General features: G+C 51.0%; 19 protein-coding genes. 7 read left to right on the top strand and 12 right to left on the bottom strand.

The window, feature by feature from the left end:
* Positions 1–5 precede the first annotated feature (5 nt).
* The 3 genes from GS501_RS05590 to fabI form a co-directional block, all read right to left on the bottom strand.
* Positions 6–1,922 (bottom strand): ribonucleoside-diphosphate reductase subunit alpha, encoded by a 1,917-nt coding sequence (locus GS501_RS05590; RefSeq protein WP_160830886.1) that lies wholly within the window; start codon positions 1,920–1,922, stop codon positions 6–8.
* Between the two features lie 246 nt (positions 1,923–2,168).
* Positions 2,169–3,266 carry a chorismate synthase gene (gene aroC / locus GS501_RS05595; protein WP_160830887.1) on the bottom strand — a complete coding sequence of 366 codons (1,098 nt, stop codon included), beginning with the start codon at positions 3,264–3,266 and terminating at the stop codon, positions 2,169–2,171.
* Positions 3,267–3,268: 2 nt separating this feature from the next.
* A complete protein-coding gene (gene fabI / locus GS501_RS05600) occupies positions 3,269–4,120 on the bottom strand; it encodes an enoyl-ACP reductase FabI (RefSeq protein ID WP_160830888.1) in 852 nt (283 codons plus the stop codon).
* A 402-nt stretch (positions 4,121–4,522) separates the two neighbouring features.
* On the opposite strand from fabI, the gene GS501_RS05605 reads away from it, so the two are divergent.
* The 5 genes from GS501_RS05605 (at position 4,523) to GS501_RS05625 (ending at position 9,180) form a co-directional block, all read left to right on the top strand.
* Complete coding sequence (locus GS501_RS05605; protein WP_160830889.1) at positions 4,523–5,410, top strand: universal stress protein; 888 nt, start codon at positions 4,523–4,525, stop codon at positions 5,408–5,410.
* Positions 5,411–5,437: 27 nt separating this feature from the next.
* Positions 5,438–6,709 carry a 3-deoxy-D-manno-octulosonic acid transferase gene (locus GS501_RS05610; protein WP_160830890.1) on the top strand — a complete coding sequence of 424 codons (1,272 nt, stop codon included), beginning with the start codon at positions 5,438–5,440 and terminating at the stop codon, positions 6,707–6,709.
* Positions 6,706–7,692 carry a tetraacyldisaccharide 4'-kinase gene (gene lpxK / locus GS501_RS05615; protein WP_160830891.1) on the top strand — a complete coding sequence of 329 codons (987 nt, stop codon included), beginning with the start codon at positions 6,706–6,708 and terminating at the stop codon, positions 7,690–7,692. Before GS501_RS05610 ends, lpxK begins: the two co-directional genes overlap by 4 nt.
* Positions 7,689–8,588: a lysophospholipid acyltransferase family protein gene (locus GS501_RS05620; protein WP_160830892.1), complete on the top strand. Its 900-nt coding sequence runs from the start codon at positions 7,689–7,691 to the stop codon at positions 8,586–8,588. The genes lpxK and GS501_RS05620 overlap by 4 nt, the downstream gene beginning before the upstream one ends.
* Before the next feature lie 202 nt (positions 8,589–8,790).
* On the top strand, positions 8,791–9,180 hold the full coding sequence (locus tag GS501_RS05625) for a hypothetical protein (RefSeq protein WP_160831100.1): 390 nt from the start codon (positions 8,791–8,793) through the stop codon (positions 9,178–9,180).
* 97 nt (positions 9,181–9,277) lie between these two features.
* Here GS501_RS05625 and GS501_RS05630 read toward each other — a convergent pair whose 3' ends face one another.
* Positions 9,278–10,726, bottom strand: coding sequence for a penicillin-binding protein activator (locus tag GS501_RS05630; protein WP_237442440.1), 1,449 nt, complete (start codon positions 10,724–10,726; stop codon positions 9,278–9,280).
* Between the two features lie 35 nt (positions 10,727–10,761).
* On the opposite strand from GS501_RS05630, the gene rsmI reads away from it, so the two are divergent.
* On the top strand, positions 10,762–11,604 hold the full coding sequence (gene rsmI, locus GS501_RS05635; protein ID WP_160831102.1) for a 16S rRNA (cytidine(1402)-2'-O)-methyltransferase: 843 nt from the start codon (positions 10,762–10,764) through the stop codon (positions 11,602–11,604).
* 12 nt (positions 11,605–11,616) lie between these two features.
* Here the strand turns inward: rsmI and GS501_RS05640 are convergent, their stop codons facing one another.
* From GS501_RS05640 to GS501_RS05650, 3 genes are all read right to left on the bottom strand, one after another.
* Positions 11,617–12,231: an outer membrane lipoprotein carrier protein LolA gene (locus tag GS501_RS05640; RefSeq protein ID WP_160830893.1), complete on the bottom strand. Its 615-nt coding sequence runs from the start codon at positions 12,229–12,231 to the stop codon at positions 11,617–11,619.
* 32 nt (positions 12,232–12,263) lie between these two features.
* Positions 12,264–13,643 carry a glutamate--cysteine ligase gene (locus GS501_RS05645; RefSeq protein WP_160830894.1) on the bottom strand — a complete coding sequence of 460 codons (1,380 nt, stop codon included), beginning with the start codon at positions 13,641–13,643 and terminating at the stop codon, positions 12,264–12,266.
* A 160-nt stretch (positions 13,644–13,803) separates the two neighbouring features.
* Positions 13,804–14,508: a 16S rRNA (uracil(1498)-N(3))-methyltransferase gene (locus GS501_RS05650; protein ID WP_160830895.1), complete on the bottom strand. Its 705-nt coding sequence runs from the start codon at positions 14,506–14,508 to the stop codon at positions 13,804–13,806.
* 105 nt (positions 14,509–14,613) lie between these two features.
* On the opposite strand from GS501_RS05650, the gene ubiA reads away from it, so the two are divergent.
* Positions 14,614–15,528, top strand: coding sequence for a 4-hydroxybenzoate octaprenyltransferase (gene ubiA, locus GS501_RS05655; RefSeq protein WP_160830896.1), 915 nt, complete (start codon positions 14,614–14,616; stop codon positions 15,526–15,528).
* Between the two features lie 18 nt (positions 15,529–15,546).
* Here ubiA and GS501_RS05660 read toward each other — a convergent pair whose 3' ends face one another.
* From GS501_RS05660 to GS501_RS05680, 5 genes are all read right to left on the bottom strand, one after another.
* Positions 15,547–16,959: an MFS transporter gene (locus tag GS501_RS05660; protein WP_370517945.1), complete on the bottom strand. Its 1,413-nt coding sequence runs from the start codon at positions 16,957–16,959 to the stop codon at positions 15,547–15,549.
* A 4-nt stretch (positions 16,960–16,963) separates the two neighbouring features.
* On the bottom strand, positions 16,964–18,376 hold the full coding sequence (locus GS501_RS05665) for a sugar porter family MFS transporter (RefSeq protein ID WP_160830897.1): 1,413 nt from the start codon (positions 18,374–18,376) through the stop codon (positions 16,964–16,966).
* 118 nt (positions 18,377–18,494) lie between these two features.
* A complete protein-coding gene (gene der, locus GS501_RS05670; RefSeq protein ID WP_160830898.1) occupies positions 18,495–19,874 on the bottom strand; it encodes a ribosome biogenesis GTPase Der in 1,380 nt (459 codons plus the stop codon).
* On the bottom strand, positions 19,867–21,285 hold the full coding sequence (locus GS501_RS05675) for a PQQ-binding-like beta-propeller repeat protein (protein ID WP_160830899.1): 1,419 nt from the start codon (positions 21,283–21,285) through the stop codon (positions 19,867–19,869). Before GS501_RS05675 ends, der begins: the two co-directional genes overlap by 8 nt.
* Positions 21,282–21,974 carry a hypothetical protein gene (locus GS501_RS05680; protein WP_370517946.1) on the bottom strand — a complete coding sequence of 231 codons (693 nt, stop codon included), beginning with the start codon at positions 21,972–21,974 and terminating at the stop codon, positions 21,282–21,284. Before GS501_RS05680 ends, GS501_RS05675 begins: the two co-directional genes overlap by 4 nt.
* Between the last annotated feature and the right edge of the window lie 31 nt (positions 21,975–22,005).

The raw sequence follows: 22,005 nt of genomic DNA on the forward strand, positions 1-22,005 counted from the left end.
TCTCTTTACTGGCAGGAAAGACATTCCTCATAACTCCCTGCCCCTGTTTCCGCATGACGCGGCGTTGCCTGTGGCAAGTGATCATCATCGCCTTCCATGATATCACGCTTTAATACGGCAGTTGAGACCGTATCAGCGCGTTGAATAGACAGTGAACGGCAATAATAAAGGGACTTCACACCCTTCTTCCAAGCTTCATAGTGGATACGCACGAGATCACGTTTGTGGATATCGGCTGGAAGGAAAAGATTAACCGATTGAGACTGGCAAATATATGGCGTGCGATCCGCCGCATGCTCAATCACCCAACGCTGGTCAATCTCAAAGGCTGTTTTGAAAACATCCTTCTCATCTTGTGTCAGGAAGTCCAGATGCTGGACAGATCCCTTACTGAGCGTGATGGACGACCACACGTCATCCGTATCACGATCATACTTCTTCAAAAGACGCGCTAAATGTCGGTTCCGCACCGTAAAGGACCCAGACAATGTCTTCTGCAAATAGACATTCGCACTAATAGGGTCGATCCCTGGGCTCGCATTTCCAGCAATAACGGAAATAGACGCTGTCGGCGCTACCGCCATTTTATGTGAGAAGCGCTCCATGATCCCGTATTCTTCAGCATCCGGGCAAGGACCACGCGTCTTGGCAAGTTCTTTAGACGCCTCATTGGCTTGCTTCGAGATATGCTCAAAGATCTTCTTATTCCATACTTTGGCCATCACGCTGCCAAAGGGCACCATCTTCTCCTGCAAAAAGGAATGGAACCCCATCACGCCGAGCCCGACTGAACGTTCACGCATCGCCGCATAACGCGCGTTTTCCATTTCCTCCGGTGCATTATCAATAAAATCTTGCAGCACGTTATCGAGAAAAAGCATCACATCTGGGATAAATTGCGCATTATCCTTCCACTCATCCCAATATTCTAAGTTCAAGGATGATAAGCAACAAACCGCCGTACGATCCTTACCATGGTGATCAATCCCTGTTGGTAAAGTAATCTCTGCGCAAAGGTTCGACGTTTTCACTTCCAAACCAGCCAAACGGTGATGTTCAGGACGTGCGCGATTCACCGTATCCGAATGGACGATATAAGGCTCGCCTTGCTCCATACGCGCGTTAAGCAAACGAATCCACAAAGCGCGCGCAGATACCTTACGAATAACACTATGATCTTTGGGAGAGACTAACGCCCATTCCTCATCATTCGCCACAGCACGCATAAAAGCGTCTGAGACCAGCACACCATGATGGAGATTCAGGGCTTTCCGGTTCGGGTCTCCCCCCGTTGGGCGGCGCATTTCGATGAATTCTTCAATTTCAGGATGCCATATCGGCAAATACACCGCAGCAGAACCACGCCGCAAACTACCCTGACTAATGGCCAGTGTCAGACTATCCATCACCCGAATAAATGGAATAACCCCAGAGGTACGGCCATTACGCCCAATCGCCTCACCAATGGAGCGTAGGTTCCCCCAATAGGACCCAATGCCACCACCTCTCGCCGCCAACCACACATTCTCGTTCCAGAGATCCACAATCCCTTTCAGGCTATCTTCAGATTCGTTCAAGAAGCATGAAATGGGTAAGCCACGACTTGTCCCACCATTGGATAAAATCGGGGTCGCCGGCATAAACCAATGCTGGGACATATAATCATAGAGACGCTGCGCATGCTCAGCATCTGCGCCGTAGCGTGAAGCAACACGCGCAAAAAGCCCCTGATAATCCTCGCCATCTAACAAATAACGATCATCTAATGTCGCGCGACCGAAAGCTGTCAGACGCTCATCACGGGATGGATTCACCTTTACAGGATGATGCCCTTCAAGCTGCACCACACGCTCAAACAGCTCAGGCTCGACATGAGCCTCGGCCTGCGGCTGTGACGTCGTGTGAGTATCGTGAAGACTCATGGTGCATACCCCTAATTCAGGATTTTTGGATCTCTATTGTTGCCCCCTCATTCCCACGAGTTGAGGGGGCATCGCAAGCAAACTCTTCGCTTGCAAAAGACAAAAACTTATGCTTCGTGTCACCACATATATGGGTATTGCTAGAGTTTTTTGCACTACATATTGTTATATATGATTTTTATCTCAAAATAAGAAAAGCCGCCAAACGGCGGCTAATCGCGCTTTTTGGGTAGATTTTTTACGCTCTTATGACCAACCACATTGTGCATGATGACGCAATAATTGGTCGGCCAAAATACACGCCATCATCGCTTCAGCAACAGGGACAGCACGGATCCCAATGCATGGGTCATGACGTCCTTTAGTGCTCACATCCACAGCTTGTCCATCCCGATCAACACTCGGCACAGGAATAAGGATCGAGCTCGTTGGTTTGATAGCCAGACGGGCAATCACAGGCTGACTCGTGGAGATTCCACCGAGAATACCACCTGCATGATTACTCAAAAATTGCGGCACAGGAGACGAATCATGTGAGGGACGCATAGCATCTGCATTTTGTTCGCCACGCAGAGATGCAACGCCAAAGCCATCACCAATCTCGACTCCTTTGACGCCGTTAATACTCATCAGCCCAGCAGCAAGCTCGGCATCCAGCTTACCATAAACGGGCTCTCCTAGCCCCGGGGGCACACCCTCAGCAACGACCTCAAGCTTTGCTCCAATGGATGACCCCTCTTTACGCACTTTATCAAGCAGCGCACCCCACTGTGGTACCATCTCAACATCGGGACACCAAAAAGAGTTATGCTCAGTTTCATCCCAAGACCAGCGCTCGCGGTCAATCTCTTCCTCTCCAATGGCTGTTAAAGCCCCACGAATATGAAGGGATGGCCCGACAAGCTCACGTAAGATCACACGCGCAACAGCTCCTGCAGCAACGCGCATAGCGGTTTCACGCGCGGAAGACCGCCCACCGCCACGATAATCACGCAGACCATATTTGAGGTCATAGGCAATATCAGCATGGCCAGGGCGATAACGTTGCGCGATATCTCCATAATCACGTGAACGTTGATCTGTATTTTCAATGAGGAGAGAAATCGGGGTCCCTGTCGTACGTCCTTCAAAGACACCCGATAAAATCTTTACCTGGTCCGCCTCACGCCGTTGCGTCGTGTAGCGTGACTGCCCTGGCCGACGTCGGTCTAGCCAGGGTTGAATATCCTCTTCGGACAGCTTCAGGCGTGGAGGGCAACCATCAATAACGCACCCAATCGCAGGCCCATGGCTTTCACCCCATGTTATGACACGCAATAACCGCCCAAAACTGTTATCCGACATAATTATTCTCCAGTGGCGACGCTGATATCAGGGGCATTTGGGTTCTTCATCCCAACGATATTGTAACCGCAATCAACATGATGCACTTCACCGGTTACACCGCTGGACAAATCAGAGAGAAGATACATCCCTGACCCCCCAACATCTTTCAACGACACATTGCGCTCTAAAGGTGAATTATATTGGTTCCAACGAAGGATATAGCGGAAGTCACCAATACCATTGGCCGCTAAGGTCATGATTGGCCCAGCGGAAATCCCATTCACACGAATATCATTACACCCGAGATCTGCCGCCATATAACGCACGGAAGCCTCAAGAGCTGCTTTTGCAACACCCATGACATTATAATGAGGCATCACACGCTCAGCACCAAGATAGGTCATGGTCAGCAATGACCCACCACGATTCATCATCGCCGACGCCCGACGTGCCACTGCCGTGAAGGAGAAGCACGAAATATCCATCGCCTTTAAGAAAGCATCGCGTGGCGTATCAACATAACGTCCACGGAGATATTGCTTATCTGCCCAACCAATAGCGTGCAGAACGAAGTCAATTTTTCCCCATTCTTTTTCGATGGCATCAAAAGTCTCATTAATAGCGGCATCATCACTCACATCACACGGAATGACAAAGGAAGACCCAACGCTCTCTGCCAAAGGCCGCACGCGCTTGCCCAACGCTTCCCCTTGGTACGTAAAAGCAAGCTCTGCCCCTTGCGCCGCACACGCACTTGCAATAGCCCATGCAATAGAATTTTTGTTTGCGACTCCCATAATAACACCACGTTTGCCAGCCATGAGCTGACCTTGCACCGGCGCCTGGTCGATCGTCTCTTTTGTATCAGACATGCGTTCGTTACCCTTTTCACATGAAGGCTTGTTGGACTACCTCGTTGCACAAGCATCGCGTCTGAACAAGAGTTTCGCGGCTATCATAGACTTTTTGAATGGCCTTTATGCTAGGCATGTCGCCGCTTGTACCAAGTATTTCTTACTCCATAAGCAGGTCTAGAATAACGGTCAGAAGCCATTTTTTCTCTAAATCTCTTTCTTTCGAGCAACCAGCCCACCACAATCTCTTTGAAACTATGAAAGAAATTTCATAGTCACCGCTAATACACTCCTTCTCCCAAAAATGCTTTCCCTCGTGAAAACAAATTATGTTTCTACTCTATGGGAAATCTCATCTTCACATTCTATTATGAGATGTCTTTTGGGTGTTTTGTGCCCACCATCAGGAGAAACCTGCTTATGCCTGCTGATATCCAGAATATCCTGCTCTCTCTCGATGGACATGAACGCCCCGACGCCATTATGCAAACGGCCCTCTTAGCGGCCTCTCTTTTTTCTGCACAGCTATCCGCCATTATGTTGGGGGGTACACCGACGCAAATTCTCTCTCTCGCGGGAGAAGGTTTAGCCGGTGGTATGATGGATACCGTCATTGATGAAGCCGCAGAACAGCATCACCAACGCCACTTGACGGTCAAACAGCTTCTTACCGATCTCTCTCACAAAGGGAAAATACGCTGGGACAAGGGCTCTACCTCTCCGATCGCTTCTGACGATCCAACCTTACCTCCCCGCCTGACGCTGGAAGTCATTGATCTCTCCACCGAAGATGATCTCATATGGAAGGCCCGTTTGGCAGATTTTAACATCATGCCACACCCTTCACACGCCCCTCATGCCGCTACGTTACTTCGTCATCTGCTCTTTGAAAGTTCGCGCCCACTTCTGGTAGCACCACAAAGGCCGCCACACATTCTTGGCAAGCGCATCGCCATCGCCTGGAGTGATAATGCCGCCACTATGGTTGCCTTGCACAACATACTTCCATGGGCTCATAAAGCCCAAGACGTCACGCTGCTTTATAGCACCCATAGTCAAGACCATAGCCCCAACGTGACAGAAGCTGCCAACTTCCTGCAATCCCATGGGATAAACGCCACTCTTACACTCTTCGAACCTACCAAAAATCATGTTGGAGATGATCTCCTCCAAGCCGCCTATGCGAGCGGTGCTGACCTTCTCAGTATCGGGGCATTCTCACATTCTCCGCTACGTCAGCGTCTCTTAGGCAGTACAACACGTCATATCGTGAATCATTCAAAGATTCCTGTCCTGATGAATCACTAATAACGCCTCTTCCTTCCCGATTTTTGCATGCCACTCCCTATTTTTGATGATCCTATTCTAGCGCTCTGGTCGCTCTTTGGGCGTGCTGCATCGCCCTTAATCCGTCTGATGATGCATCATCGCCTCAAAATCGGGAAGGAAGAAGAGACGCGTATACAGGAACGTCGCGGTCTTCTCTCTGCTGCATCACCTTCTTTGCGTGCTGACATCCCGCTTTTATGGATTCACACCGCCAGCGTTGGCGAAACTCTGTCCATCTTCCCACTTGTCACCGCCCTTCTCAACGCATCACCCCAACTGCATATTCTCGTCACCACCACGACTGTAACGGGCGCACGCACCATTGAGCGCCATCCCCATTTTGGCAAACGGCTTTATCATCAATTTATTCCCTATGACCTCCCGTATTGGACAAGAAATTTCCTCTCTCACTGGCAGCCTATAGGCGCTCTTTTCGTCGAAAGTGAGCTATGGCCAGGGACCATTCGCCTGTGCCACCGCCTTCATATTCCTCTCATGCTGATCAATGCACGTCTTTCTGACCAAAGCTTCCGACGATGGCAAAAAGGCGCTTTTTTCCTACGTTATATGCTCGATACTTTTCGATGGATCTCTGCACGCAGCCAAGAAGACACCTTGCGCTTCCAGCAGCTTGGCCTCCACCCCATCGCTCTCATGGGCGATATTAAAGAAGACGCTGATCCTCTTCCCTCTTTCCCTCAAGAAGAAGAGCGATTACGCCGCCTTATAGGAAAGCGCCCTGTTTTTGTTGCAGCCTCAACACATCCAGGAGAGGAGGAGATTGTCGTTGAAGCGATGCAATACGCTCTCCAAAAATCTCCTGACCTGCTCACCATCATCATCCCACGACACCCAGAACGTGGCGTCCAGCTTGCGCGCCAATATCACGCTCCATGCCGATCCGCTGGGCAAGATCCTCTGCCTCATCACACATTATGGATTGCAGACACACTCGGGGAAATGGGCCTCTTTTATCGCCTGGGAGACCGTATTTTCCTTGGAAATTCCCTGATTCCTTCAGGAAAAGGCCATAATCCTTTTGAGCCATTACGCCTCCAACGCCCCACAGCAACCGGCCCTTGGAGAGGCAATTGGCGCTTTATAAACCCAACCTATGACAAACATCTCCACCGTGTTTCTGACGCACAGGACTTGAGTGTATGGATTCTTTCACCCGCTGCACCTGTGCCCTCGCCACAAAAAGGTAAAGAAATCCTTACGAAACAACTCACCATTCGTATTTTAGACACAATTTTTTCTCACATAACGGTGTTATGAAGCTGCGTCCGCCCTCTTTTTGGAATAGTGCCCAGCCTGGAGTGACCGCCACGATGTTATCTCCTTTTGAGGGGATAACGCGCATTTTAGGACAAAGGCGCCTCAAACACCCATCACACCATGTTGCCGTGCCGGTGTTATGCTGCGGTAATATCAGTGTTGGGGGTACAGGGAAGACGCCTCTCGTCCTTCATCTTGTCCGCCTTTTGCAGGAACGAGGCCATAACCCCCATATCATTACGCGTGGCTATGGTGGGAAGCAGCGCCACTGGCACCGTGTTAACCCAGACCAGCACCACGCCATTGATGTCGGTGATGAAGCCCTTCTCCTTGCACAACATGCCCCCACATGGAGAGGAAATGACAGGCGTTTAAGCGCCGATAGTGCCATTGCTCATGGAGCCGACTGCCTTGTTCTTGATGACGGGTTGCAAGACCCTGCCCTTCATAAAGATTTCTCTATCCTAACGCTTGATGGAAGCGTTGGCCTTGGTAATGGCCATTTACTCCCTGCAGGCCCCCTCCGCGAGCGGCTTCCTGACGTTGTGAGCCGTGTCCATAATGTCGTGATCTTTGGAGAAGATACTTGCAATATTGCCCATCAATTGCCACGTGATCTCCCGATCAATTACGCCCATTTTTCTCCTGGCCCAGAAATACGCTCCCTCGCCGGACGCCAATGTATTGCTTTTGCAGGGATTGGAAGACCTGAAAAATTTTTCACGATGCTTCGTGACATGGGGTTAAACATTATCCGCGCTCTTCCCTTCCCAGACCATCATAATTACACACGAAAAGACATCCGGCTTCTTACACAGCTCGCCCACGCACCTGGGACTTCTCTCGTGACGACTGAAAAAGACGCTGTCAAACTTCCTCAACATTTCAAGCGGCATGTGACAGTCATTAATATTGATATTTTTTGGTACGATCATAACGCGCCGAACCTCATTTTAGATCGCTTTTTTGAAAATTCTGTATGACCCCCCTGCGCCACTCGCTTGAAGGCTTTTTTCTCTCATCACTATGGTGGGGATTACGCCGATTGCCCCCAGCAACGGCATCTTCTTTCATGGGGGCTCTAGGACGTTCTTTAGGGCCGCTCTTGCCGCCTTCACGCATTGCGCATGTTAATTTACGCATTGCTTTCCCTCACGCTACTCTCCGCCAACGCCGCCAGATTATAAGAGCTTGTTGGGATAATTTAGGCCGTAATATTGGTGAATTTCCTCATATTCCCTCTCTTCCCCATAATATGGGGAAAGGTCCAGGCTGGCGTGTTGAAGGGGAAGAACATCTCCTGGAAGCCTATCAAAGCCACCGCCCTATCATTTTCTTTTCGGGCCATCTGGGCAATTGGGAGCTGATGCCTGTGCTCGTGGCACGTTATGGCCTCCCTTTTGCTTCTATTTACCGCGCGCCGAACAATCCTAAAGTCAATCAGCTCATCTTGGAGCAGCGGCAGAAAAATCTCGGTGTTCCCACGCCTATCTTCCCCAAAGGAGCAAAAGGGGCACGCGAAGCCTACCGTTATCTTGCCCATGGAGGGCATTTAGGAATCCTCGGGGACCAAAAGATGAATGACGGCATCCTCGCAACATTATTTGGTCAACCCTCCATGACAACCAGTGCAGCTGCAACATTTGCCCTACGCTTTGATGCGCTCATTGTTACAGGACATGTACAGCGTGAAGGGAATGCTAAACTCGTTTTAAAAGTTGATCCCCCTATCGAGATCAATTCCAAATCTGATAATAAACAAGAGACGATCCATTACGTCACCCAAGACCTCAATGATCGACTTCAATCATGGATTGAAAACAAGCCAGGAAGCTGGCTCTGGCTTCACCGCCGCTGGGACAAAAAACTCTATAAATAAACAACGTATTAAATTTCATTATTTTCACGAAATAGTTATGCGCCGTTAGCATGGCAGATTTGCAACAGATGAAACTCAGCATGTAAAAATGTGCTTTTTCCAATTGAGAAATTATCCGTCCTCCCCTTAAGCTCACAGAAGACGATGTCAGCTTACAGGCAAAGTGACTACATCACTCCCTGTTCGGAATGAGGACCGCCCGATGGTACAGAATGCTTCTCTCAGCACGAATCACCTGACCTACGCACGTCAGACAAACCCCTGCAATGTCGTCCCACTTCGGCAGAAGATTCTTCCTCGGCATAGAACATATCTCATGCATTGGCTGACTGCTGGCGAAAGCATGGGCCTTTTAGATGCCGCTATTGATACATTGTCATTTTCTTCTGCTTACGGCCATCTCGCCGAACAAGTTCTTGTTTGGGTGCGTGAAAACCCAGAACCTGCCTATCTTATCAGACCCGAAGGACGCTTCTGGGTGTTGATTGATCAACTTCGTGAACATGAAATTGGGCGTTATAACAACTTCGCTCTAGCCCTACACACAATCCGGCCCGTACTCCCTCTTCACGAGGTCTCCAGAGCCTTCTAACTCATCTGAATCTCTTTTTTTCATCCTGTGTAATCTCCATAAGAAGAGCGACCTCAAATGGGTCGCTTTTCTTATGCCTATATGGCTTACACTCCCTTTATGACGGTGTTGTGCTTTTCTTCACCTTGGGAGATGCGACAGGAGAGACAGCTTCTTTTGCCTTCTGAGGCACTGAGGCTGCTGGATGGAACATCTGCGATGCTGGCAAAATCAACTGCCCGCCACCACCTGGTAAAATTTGGTAGATGCCTAATTCGCGCGTGACACGACCGTCCGTGCGTAATTTAAACAATCCATTCACCCCGATAAAACCATCGGAACGCGTTAGATTTTCGGTATCCAGCTTATCCTGCCGCGCAAGAGCACCGGCCAATGCCGCTGCATCATACGCAAAATCGGTCACAGGAGACGGAGCTTGATGGTACATGGCTTGATATTGCCGGACATAACCGCTCCGCTGCTTTTGACCAAAAGCAACATACCAAGCGCCGTGTAGATCCCCCAACTTGCCATCAAAGGACCGCCACAACATCGGCCCCAACACGCGAACCGTCGATGAATTAACTTGATCTGTTTTCATCTCCGTGATCACACGTGCCAAATTAATGCCTGTATCGCCAAGCAAAAGAGCATCAAAAGGCGGTGGGGTTACAGAAGGATTCGCTGCAGCTGTCGATGGTTTTTTCTGAGATGAAGAGGCCGCATCATCTGATGAATCCGATACTGGATTGATCGCCGAAGGTCCTTCCTCCCCACCATAAGACACATCTATGGGCGATAGGGTATCTTGTTGCGGACGTCGCGTCGAAATCTCAGAAAGCGTAGCCATTTTCTGAGAAATATCTTCTGCACTATCAGCATGGAAAACCACATTAGGCGGTTCTACATTGGCTTCCTGACAGGCTACCTCAAGCCCTTCTCCTAGAGCATGACCAAGAGCATTATCCGGTAAGAATGCTGCAAAATGTTTGCGCCCTTCCGCAACAGCCGCTTCAACAAGGCGTCTTACTTGCTGCTCAGGCGTCACCCCCATAACCCACACGCCAGGTCGAGCTTGCTGAACGTCACTCGTAAAAGCGAGTTCTGGAATATTCTGGCCTTGTAGAATCTCAGCCACCTGTGCCGTCTCACCTGCGGTCAAAGGCCCTAGGACCAAACGATCCCCCGCTGCAATCGCCTCACTCGCTGCTTTGGTCGCACCACCGCCCGCTACCCCACTATCAAACACATCCATTGGTGGCATTTTGCCGGATGGCAACGCTAAACGCGCAGCATCATGCATGCGTGCACCAATACGAGCCAATGGGCCACTTAACGGCAAAATCAAACCGATGCGCTGCTCACCCGGCGATGTTGCGTTATTTCCTGAAAGAGACGTCGGTGTTATATGGGATGAAGAATCATCTCCCCCCGAGCAGGCCCCCAAGGCAAGAAAAACACTGGCCATGCACGCCAGCTTCCAATTCATCCCTTTGCCATCAGCCCGTTCATGACGGCAATGAAGAGCAAAGCGGCCCACCGAGGATACTGATGTCTGAGAAACCATATAATACCCTCCAAAATGAAAAATCTATTGCCACAATGCCTACTGGGCAGCTTGTCCTCGTGGCAACACCCATTGGTAACTTAGCTGACATCAGCACACGTGCTCTTGACGCTTTACGCGATGCTAACGCCATTTTGTGCGAAGATACACGCGTCACCACGAAGCTTATTCGACATTATGGCATATCAAATACCTTATTGCCCGTTCATGACCATAATGAACAGTCCCGTTTACCGTCATTATTAGCACGATTACATAATGGGGAGACATTAGCACTTGTCTCTGATGCAGGCACGCCGATCGTATCCGACCCTGGATATCGTCTGGTAAGGGCAGCGATCGAAGCAGGCATCTCAGTAACCAGCACGCCCGGCGCCAATGCTGCCGTCACGGCTCTCTGTTTGTCCGGCCTTCCCCCCATTCCCTTTATGTTTCTCGGGTTTCCTCCACGCGGTGAGGCGCGCAAACACTCTTTCGCGACCCTTCGCGCCACGGAGCAAGCAGGCCTTAGCGCAACATTAATCTGGTATGAATCCCCTCGTCGTCTCTGCGAAACCCTTCAAGACTTGCAAGATGTCTTCGGTTCTCACCGCCCTGCGGCTGTTGGGCGTGAATTGACAAAACATTTTGAGGAAATGATTCGCGGGACATTAGAAGAGCTTGCAGAGCATTTTAACGAAAATGCTCCCCGCGGTGAGATTACTCTTCTTATTGGCCCCTCACCGGAGGAAGACACGGGCGCGCATGACTTAGACCAGCTGTTACTCGAGGCGCTCAGCAAGCACTCTGTTAAAGACGCAGCATCCCTCGTTGCGGGTATTGTCAATCTACCTAAACGAACCGTCTATAGCCGCGCCCTTGAACTCTCTAAGAAATAACGACAAAAAGGATTAATCTGCCTTCGGTAGAGTAAATAGCTCCGGCTTAACGGAGCCCCCTACTTTAATATTAGAGAGGCGAATCTGTGTTTGATGTCCCTGGGTATCAAACAGATCCCACCCTTGCAGGGCCAACGGACTCGCCGTGAAAAAGAGGGTAAGCTCCCCCTCACTTGGTGACGCTGTGCGAATAACTTTAAGCTGGATCATATTCCTATCCTGCGAAAAGCCTGTAATCGTCACATCCCCAGAAAAACGGGGATTAGGCTGCATTAACAACCCCAAGGGAGTCCGTTGAAGCGGGATCGTCGTAATTTGATCAATGCTTCGGTCTTGAAAGACAACTTTTCCTTGGTTTGCCACAAGCAATAATGGGCTTGGCGGGTCATAGCTGAAACGCATATGCCCCGGCCGCTCTAATGTCACATCACCATCACTCGCTTGCCCATTATCTGGTGTTACTTGATGAAAACGTGCTTGCACAGTTCTCGTATGCGCCAAACTCTCTTCAATCCGATGCACCCACATATGTTGTGTAGGCGTCAGCGTCACACCAGACTGGGCATGAGCACTATAGCCTCCACCTAAGAAACAGACCATCAACGCTAAGGGCAAACGTCTCATCATTTTTGACACTCTTTGATTATCCCCTTTTGCTTCTAAATCGCTGCTTCTGTGAAAATAGGGCGCACATCACCCTGCCATTCATTATGATAACGCTCTAACCAATATTCGGCCTGTGTGGGGGCGCCAGAAGCAATCTCATGCAAGGGCGCTAAATAAGTTTCTTCCCCTTGCCCGCGCGCCTTTAATCCTTGCTCTGCCAAGGCTAAAACGCGTTTTGCTAAGCCATGCAACCCACCAGGGAATTCTGCTTCCATCGCCCGACGCGGGACCTCATTGCGGAGCTGCTGATACACAGACCAGGGCTGCTCCTTCACAAGAGCTTCCGCCGCGTGAAGTGTTGCAGAATCATAAAGAAGCCCAACCCATAAGGCAGAATGCGCCACCATCATATCAGGGCGCCCCGCATCAGCCCCTCTCATCTCAAGAAATTGCTTTAAACGTACGTCAGGGAAAGCCGTGGTCAGATGATCCTCAAAATCACCAATCGTTGGTGTTAATCCTTCAAGACCAGGCTGTGCGTCCCCTGCGATCCAACGCCGGAAAGAACGCCCCGCAACATCAATATTTTTTCCATCACGGCTTACAAAATACATCGGTACATCGAGCAACCAATCAACATACCGCTCAAAACCGAAATCATCCGCAAAGAAAAGATCTGGCTGACCACTACGTTGATTATCTGTATCCAACCAAGCCCATGCCCTGTTGGAAAGCCACCCGGTTGGTTTCCCCTCAACAAAAGGAGAATTCGCCATCAGCGCAGTGATGAGAGGCTGCAATGCTAATGACACGCACATTTTACGCACCATGTCCGCCTCATCCCCAAAATCGAGATTCACCTGCACGGTCGACGTACGCTGCATCATATCCAAACCGCGTTGCCCGACCTGGGGCATATAGCGGCGCATAATCACGTAACGGCTTTTTGGCATCCAAGGAAGCTGATCCCGCGCCCAAAGCGGTTGAAACCCTAAGGGAGCAAAACCAAGCCCTAATGCCTCAGCTGGACGACGCAACAATGCAAAATGCGCGTCCATCTCCTGCTTCGTCTCATGCACCGTAGAAACCGGTGCCCCGGAAAGCTCAAACTGCCCTGCAGGCTCTAGCGAAATTGACTGTCCTTTTTGCGCCCCTTGCCCTTTCAGGCCGATAATGGCCTCCTCGTCATAAATAGGCTGCCACTCATTATTTTCTATGGCTTTTAATAATGCGCCAATTCCCTGAGGCACGTAAGGCGGTGCTGAAAAAGCAGGGCGCCCCTCATCCGCACGGTCAGGCAGCACAAAGCCAAATTTCTCATGTTCCGTACCAATACGCCATTGAGACTGCGGCTTAATCCCCCGCGCTAAGACCTCTACAAGCTGGTCACGATTTTCGATCGGGGATGTATTGCTCTCACCGGGGTTGGACATTCTTTGAAAACCTTAAGGATAAATCACATCGGCGTAGGGTTAGGAGTATATAAGGAAATACAACCCCGTCTCCCCTCTCTGCAAAAGGGAACTCAAATCGCCTCAAGAGGCTCTTTCTCCTCTCTTGGCATACCGCAATGACATCGTCAAAAAAACCATATCAAAGAATGGTTAACTGTGCCAAGCCTGCCGCTACGGCTGTTTCAGCGCGTAAAATAAGCGCCCCGAGAGAAAAGGTTTTCACAGCCTCATGCGTGCGGAGACGCTGCACCTCTTCCTCTGAAAAACCTCCTTCTGGCCCCACTAAATATGCCGCACAATCTGAAGGAGCCTTCCCCGTTCCTTGCCGCTCCAGCGCCACTGCCAAGGGACGACGGCTTGGCCAACGCGCCAACACAGCCGCCAACGGCTCAAGCGGCATAAGCTCTGGCACATCCAAACGTTCACATTGTTCTGCCGCTTCTTGAGCAATCAGGCGCAAACGATCCAAATTCAAACGATGGGTATTGGTCCGTGCCGTCACAACGGGACGAAAACGCGTCACACCCAGCTCTGTCCCCATGCGTATCACAAGCTCTGTGGCGTCACGCTTCAAAGGCGAGAACAGAAGCTCCAAACCTTGCGTCTCACGCTGTGGGCGCACCTGCGCGACCAACCGCACACCGCCGCCTTGCCGCTGCAACCCAACAATGGCAGCCTGCCATTCGCCATCATGACCGTTAAAAAGACGGACTTCATGACCAGGCTGCAGGCGCATCACCTTCCCAATATAATGGGCATGCCCCGCAGAGAGAGGGATTTCCTGACCGTCAGTCCAGCCAGAACCCGCATAATCACAATAAAGACGTGGATCTGTTCGACTCATAAATCCTGGATAGCTTCTTCTCTAGCGTGAAACCAGATCCTTCTTTCACATTTGAATTTTTTCAATAAATTACCCTCATAATCACTCTGATGGATCTCGCACTGCATGGCTGACCCCTCTTTTCATACCGATATTCGCCGTGATGGCTTTATCGCGAAGCTTCCAGAACCATGGCACTCTTATGCTCTTTTAGCGCGGTTGGATCGCCCTGTTGGTAGTTGGCTTCTCTTCCTTCCCGGCGTGTTTGGTATCTTCCTCCCACCGGGTCTCTCCCTCAAAACGCGGATTGCATACACTATCCTGTTTGCCATTGGCTCTATTGTCATGCGGTCGGCAGGTTGCATCGTGAATGATATTTGGGACCGCGATATTGATGCACGCGTCTCTCGTACCGCTGGGCGCCCTCTAGCAAGTGGGGCTCTTTCTGTACGCCAAGCCTTCGGCTTTTTAGCGCTCCTCCTGCTCATCGGGCTGATTATTCTTCTCGCTCTCCCACCTTTATGCTGGGCTGTCGCGCCCCTGGCTCTGCTTCTTGTTGCCCTCTATCCTGCGGCAAAGCGTCTCACCTGGTGGCCTCAACTCGTAATGGGTTTCACCTTCGGTTTCGCGGCCCCTATGGGCTATATCGCGAGTGCAGGCTCGTTCGATCTCACGGGAAGTCTTCTCTATGCCGGCGTCATTATCTGGCAACTTGGCTTTGACACCATCTACGGCTTTCAAGATATGGAAGACGATGCACGAATTGGCGTTAAATCCACCTCACGCCGTATGCTGAACCACGCCAGTTTATTTGTAAGTGGTTGCTATGCCACCGCGCTGTTTCTCTTCACTCTGAGTGCGATACGCGCCCACTTAACGCCTTTCTTTTGGCTCGGCTTCATTCCCGCTGCGGGATGGCTGCTCTTTCAGGGCTTTTCCCTCGCCCCACATAATGCACCAGATTGCCTCAAGAAATTCCGCCAAAACATTCCTATCGGTATTCTGCTCGCCCTTGGCTTCATTATGGGAAGAGTTTTCTAACTCTTCCCTAACGCACAGCTAAATTGTTTTACGCACCACTTTAGCTTTAAAAACCGCTCGCGCTGCGCTCAGACTTGCCCCAAGCACAGCCACACACGCTGCTGCCCCTAAGCAAATAAAGGCCGGATGCGGGAAAAGAGTAAACAACCCCGCGACAAACAAGGCTCCTGTTGTCTGACCAGAAAGACGTGAGACAGACAACATACCACTCGCCCCCCCTTCACGCCCTGGAGGTGCCGTTACCATAATGGCACGGTTATTAGGGGGTTGGAAAAACCCAAATCCCATTCCCGCCACTAAGGTCCGCCACGCGATATCAACGTTACTCGCATGCTCAGGCAATATAGCAAGGAGAAGAAAACCACAGGCCGTTACGCATAACCCAATGGATGACAACATCGACGCAGGAAAACGGTCTGCAACACGCCCGACCACAAAAGACATTGACGCTGTGCCAACAGCCCAGGGCGCAATCAATAAACCCACCGTCGCAGGATTACGATGAAAGGCCACCGTCAGCGTAAAGGGCATTGCCACAATGTAAAGGTTGGAAGCAACGAACCCAAAGAAACTAACCAAACATGCAATAAGAAACGGGCCACGTTTTAGCAAATCCAGAGGCACAATCGGCTCAGCGCGACCTTTTTGCCAACGAAGCAACAAGAACCAGCTCACTAAACTGCCCCCTGACAGCACAACCCCTGGCCCAAAATCCCCATGCATGAGGCTATCAAGCCCAATACCCGTTAGGGCAAACGATAGAATTGTAAGCAACGACCCCGGAACATCCGTCTTCACAGAACTCTTGGGTGTTTCTGGAAGAGCCATGCTGGATAGAATAAACGCTATCGCGCCCAGCGGTAAATTTACCCAAAAAATCCATGGCCACGAGGCAACAGAAAGAATAAATGACCCGATAGTTGGCCCAAGTGCCACGCCCATCCCAATGAATAATCCATTGATCGCAATACCACGCCCAATCAACTTGTGAGGGTAAATAAAGCGAACAAGCGCAATATTAACACTCATTACACATGATCCCCCAACCCCTTGCAAAGCGCGCGCAAGGGTCAGTTCGAGCATGTTTTGTGAAAGTGCACAGGCTGCTGACGCGACCAAGAAGACCAAAATACCAATCTGGCTCATCCGTCCAAAGCCAATCCGAGAGCCTAACGACGCAAGGGGCAATAAACACGCCAAACTGGCAAGCTGATACGCGTTGATCACCCAGATTGCTTGCGACGGTGCAGAATGTAGGTCAGAAGCAATACTCGGCAACGCAACATTGGCTACAGCATAATCAAGAACAGAAAGTAAAAGGGCGAGCAAAACAGCAGTCATCGCCTTGAGGCGTTGTATCCCATAGAGGCCAGCATGGCGCTCCGGGTCATATTCTCCCTCTAAACTGATATCTACTGTTTGGTCGCCCACTCTTTTACTCTCCTAATTTACGTAACGCTTTGCCTGAAAAAAGATTGGTTTCAATTTTTTCGAGGGACGCACCACGAGTCTCCGGCACGAACCCTAACGTTATCAAAAGGAAAATACCATTGAAGAGAGCGAATAAGACGAATGTCCAAGACGCACCAGCAGCCAACATCAAAAGTGGGAAAATACTGGAAATTACCCAGTTTGCAGCCCAGTTTGTCACTGTTGAGCAACCAATGCCAAAATCACGCCCTCGTGTTGGTTGAACCTCCGAGCACAATGCCCACACAAGCGGCCCTTCACCAATGGCAAATCCTGCAACGAAAAGAAGAATAAGCCCACATAGAATAAAAGCCGTGACCGTACTTTGATGCCCTAGCCCCAAGATGATAGCCACTCCAAGCAAAGACACACCTACAATCGAACAACTCATAATCAATAGAGGACGACGCCCCCAACGGTCCGCATACCGAATGGCCACAGCAGTAAAGGCCATATTGGTTAGCCCCACCAGAGTGGTCGCCCAAATCGAGGCGTTTGTCCCAAAATGTGCCGCTTCAAACACACGCGGCGCGTAATAAAGCAGCGCGTTAATCCCGCTAAGTTGCTGCATAATTTGCAGAACAACGCCTAGAAACACTGAACGGCGGAAATTCCGATTACTGCGAAAAAGCCCAAACCCGGCATCACTACTTTTTTCTAAACGTCCACGAATATCAAGCAGCTCTGCTTCAGCGACTTCTTCATCTGACCGCAATAAATGCAGCACACTTCGCGCTTCATCATGTGCGCCCTTCATCATTAACCAGCGCGGGCTATGAGGAAGAATAAGCACCACAATGACGAAGAGTAACGCTGGGACCATCATAATCCCTAACATCCAGCGCCAATGTCCTCCGTCAGACAACACGCTATCAGAGACAAAAGCGAGAAAAATCCCCAGCGCAACCATCAATTGATAGAGCGAGATCATCGCTCCGCGCGCAGATTCCACGGTGATTTCAGAAATATAAAGCGGTGCCGCAAACGCCGCGACCCCTACAGCAAGGCCGAGGAAAATACGCCCTATCACTAAGAGCGTCACTCCAGGAGCCAACGCGCACAGCAACGTACCTATGAGGAAGAGAATACCGGCGCCAAACATAGCCCCAGTGCGCCCGAATGTAACCGAAATCCGCCCGGCGAATAAGGAACCAAAAGTTGCCCCCGCCATCATGGAAGAAACAATCCAACCTTGCATGGCCGTACTGGCATGGAAATCCGTCGCGATAAAAGGCAAAGCCCCTGCAACGACCCCTGTATCCAGCCCAAACATCAGCCCAGACAAAGCTGCTAAAATACCCAGAACAGTCGCCCGCCCCGTGCTCCGTTGTGAGGTTACGTCTCCCTCGCTACGGGATGTTGTTGGCACCCCAACCATGTTCTTCTCCTCATTCTAGAATCGCTGACGAGCCCACGATTCCTCCACGCAGAACAAGCCAGGAGAAGGTTCTTCTCCTGGCCCATGCCACGGTAAATTTACATCAATAGACTTACTTCTACTTGTTGTCGCCTTGATTTACATATGGATTGCGACTTCCACGTAATTGCAGACGTATAGGTGTTCCTGGCAGATGAAACGTCTCTCGTAAACCATTGATAAGATAACGTTTATAACTTTCTGGCACCTGCTCAGCGCGCGTCCCGAAGATCACAAAGGTAGGAGGGCGTGACTTTACCTGTGTAATATAGCGCAATTTTAACCGTCGCCCATCAACGAGTGGAGGCTGATGGCGCTCTAGCGCATCCTCAAACCAACGGTTTAAGTCACTTGTGCCCACACGTGCGTTCCATACCTCACTAGCACGACGCACTGTTGGTAAGAATCGATGGAGCCCTTCTCCCGTCAATGCCGAGAACGTCACCACGGGGATGCCACGCATCTGCGCCAATGAGATTTCAATACGGTCACTCACCGCACGTCGGGTCGCTTGTCGGTCTTCAACCGTATCCCATTTATTAAGCGCGAGTACACAGCCACGCCCCTCTCGCTCAATCAAACGCGCAATCTGCAAATCTTGCTCATCAACACCACGCGTTGCGTCCAGCACGAGCACGACAATCTCCGCCATTTTCATGGCTTCAATCGACGCAGAAACAGAGACCCGCTCCAGCCCCTCTTGCACACGCGCTCGTTTACGCATCCCCGCCGTGTCAATAATCTCAATCGGGCCATGCTCATCTTCAAGCTGCGCATTAATCGCATCTCTCGTGAGGCCTGCCTCTGGCCCGGTAATGGAACGTTCCTCTCCCAACAACGCGTTGAGCAAGGTTGACTTCCCCGCATTGGGACGCCCGACAATAGCGATACGAAGCGGGCGAACCACCTCGCCATCTTCATGATTAGCTGCGGACTTTTCTTTTGGTAAACGATCCACAATGGCGGACATAAGGTCGGCAATACCTTCCCCATGTTCAGCCGACAGGGCCAGCGGCGTTCCAAGCCCGAGAGAATAGGCCTCTAACGCCGCATCCGTTCCCGCACGCCCTTCTGCTTTATTAGCCACTAGAAGCACCGGCTTATTCTGCCGGCGCAACCAACTCGCAAAATGAGCATCAGCAGGGGTGATACCTGCACGTGCATCCACGCAAAAAACCACTAAATCCGCTTGGGAAATCCCCTTTTCAGATGATGCACGCATCCGCCCAAACAACGTCTCAGGCGCCGCTTCTTCTAACCCAGCCGTATCAATGAGCTTCACACGACGCCCACGCAATAAAGCTTCACCTTCTTTGCGGTCACGCGTCACACCCGGCGTGTCGGACACAATCGCCTGACGACGCCCAACTAACCGATTAAAAAGTGTTGATTTCCCAACATTTGGGCGACCCGCCACCACAACAACGGGCAAATCGCCCTCTTTCTTATGTTCAACCATATGCGCGTAGCACACCATCCTGTGTCAGTGCTAGCACCTGCCCATCACAGACAATAGGCGGTACCTGGCAAGAAGCTTGTATTGCAGTTTGTGCTTCCACACGCCCTGTCATGGCATTCACCACAACCATTCCCTCTTTCGGAAGGGACGAGAAGCACACAATGCGATTATTAACGAGTAAAGGCCCAACCCACTGGACAGACCCCTTCTGACTGTCCTCATGCTCAAAGCGACGCAGCTGCGTGACCCACGCTACTTGGCCTGAAAGCCGATCTAAACAGGCAAGTTGTTGATCAAGCGAGATGACATAAAGCCAATCCCCACACACACAAAGTGAGTTCTGACTGCTGGCTTCACGCTCCCATAAGCGACGCCCCGAACGCATATCAATCGCCACAAGAACTTGGGACATTGACACCGCATAGGCCGTACCATCAGCAATAACGGGAGCACCCCGTACACAAGCGAAGTCTAGCATGGCGCCCATACCATTCCCGCCACCTAAGCTGTCACTCCACACCACCTCACCAGAGGTTGCACGCAGAGCTACAAGATCACCACTGCCAAAACCAGCCAACACAATCCCATCCACAATGGCAGACGTTGCTTGTCCGAAAATACCGGTGCTGACTTCCGTTGCCTGATACGTCCATACTTGATGGCCCGTTGCGGTATCCAAAGCATAAAGACGCTCATCAATGGTTGAGAAAACCATCAAACCATTCTTAATGGTTGGTGCTGAACGGCCTGGCGTTACGAGATCAACAGCCCATTTCCGCCGCCCTGTTGCGGCATCCACAGCTAAAGCTTGGGCAACACCATCAACGATATAAAGCGTATCGCCGACTAAGGCCGTTCCACCACCGATATTGGTTGAACGCGTGTGCTTAGCAGGCTGATAATGCCACAACAAATCCAATTGCGGCCAGCTCCACGCCCGCACATGTCCTTGCGCGTCTGTGGTGAAAATACGCTGATTGCCAATGACAGGCGGCGATTGCAAAGCACCGCGACGATTCGGCACCATGGCGATCATCGCGATATAGCTAACCGGATCGACCTCAGCCCCAATTGAATGGTGCCAAAGCTGCTTCGTCCCACCGGACCACCGCGCATTAACAGCCTCATGCGAGGGTACACGCCCATCAAAACACCATTCCGTAACATTTTGAACAGAAGGCAAACTTACGGAGAGTTTATTATGGGAGTCAGTACTTAACCCAGCCCCTGTTGAAAGCACGTCAATTCGCCGTCCGGGCAGAGCTTGCTTGCGCCCGTCATCACTAAACAGATCGCACCCACCCAAAGCCAAAAGCGCTCCGCTAGCGCAAGCGGCCTTCAAAGCCTCACGCCGAGGCATCCCTTTTGCCCCTTTGCGCTTGGGCTCTGAAGCAAGAAAACGACGAATCATCCAGCATCTCCCAACGTCTGTAACAACAACCCTGCCCGATCACGCAATGCTTCACCACTATCAGGTGAAGACCGCACTTCTTGTAATAAACGGCGTGCTTCCCCACGCTGAGCGTCTGTGCTGCCTGGGCGCATATCTAAAACAGCCAAACCTTCCCGCGCGAGAGAAGCCCAGCTTCCCCCTTTTTTAACCAGTTCCTCGTAGCCTGACCGTAACATTTCTGGCTTTGCCGTATCCATTTGCGCATTAAGGCTGAGATACACCGCCATATCCTTTAATGCTGGATTAGATGTTTTGTCCTGCTCTACTTGTTTCCATAGCGAAAGAGCCGCCGCTCCCTCGTGATGGCGCTGCTTTATATCAGCAAGAGACATAGCCGCATAGCTTCTTACACCGTCAGGGCCATGCTGTGCCAAACCGGTAAACGTTTCTTCTGCCTTTTGCTCAGCCTGCGCGCTCGTCCTAGCCTGTGGGCCATGCTTGCTCAGCGATTGAATGGCTTCCAAATAGCGTTCCGAAGCCGCATGTTGGGCCATATGAAGGGCGTGCACACGCCACCCCCACACGCCACCCCCGATGCCCCCAACAAGCACCACCCCCGCAAGCACAGCTCCGACACGACGTGCCACAACCCGAAGGCGCTGTGCTCGCAGCTCCTCATTAATTTCCTGAATAATTTCGTCAGCCACGCTGTTTCCCTGCTGGATCAGTCGGTTATCT

The organism is Saccharibacter sp. 17.LH.SD (assembly GCF_009834805.1).
In the GTDB taxonomy this organism is placed as follows: domain Bacteria; phylum Pseudomonadota; class Alphaproteobacteria; order Acetobacterales; family Acetobacteraceae; genus Saccharibacter.